The organism is Bartonella sp. CL63NXGY, assembly GCF_042194905.1.
Classification (GTDB): domain Bacteria; phylum Pseudomonadota; class Alphaproteobacteria; order Rhizobiales; family Rhizobiaceae; genus Bartonella.
Genome location: NZ_JBHINK010000107.1, coordinates 383 through 668, shown reverse-complemented (window position 1 = coordinate 668; position 286 = coordinate 383). Strand labels below are relative to the sequence as shown.

The window sequence follows — 286 nt, the reverse complement described above, 5'->3', positions numbered from 1 at the left end:
GTTAATGATATTGAATTAACGGTCTTTAAAGGAGCTAATCCAACTCTAGCAACAGATATAGCAAAAGTGGTTATTCGTTATGCTCATTAATTGGCATGAACCAGATCATGTTTACTTGGTATGTGGTAAAACCGATCTGCGGAAAGGTATTGATGGATTAGCGATGGTTATCGCAGAACATTATGGCTTAGAACTATACGATAATTCACTATTCCTGTTCTGTGGAACCAGAAGTGACCGGATTAAAGGTTTGTTTTGGGACGGTGAAGGTTTTATTCTTCTTTAT

The 286-nt window shown here is 37.1% G+C and carries 1 protein-coding gene; it reads left to right on the top strand.

The genetic code is table 11. From position 1 onward, the window contains the following. Positions 1-79: 79 nt before the first annotated feature. Positions 80-286, top strand: a 207-nt coding sequence (gene tnpB, locus ACFIK0_RS09520; protein WP_375663930.1) for an IS66 family insertion sequence element accessory protein TnpB, incomplete at its 3' end; no start/stop codon positions are given.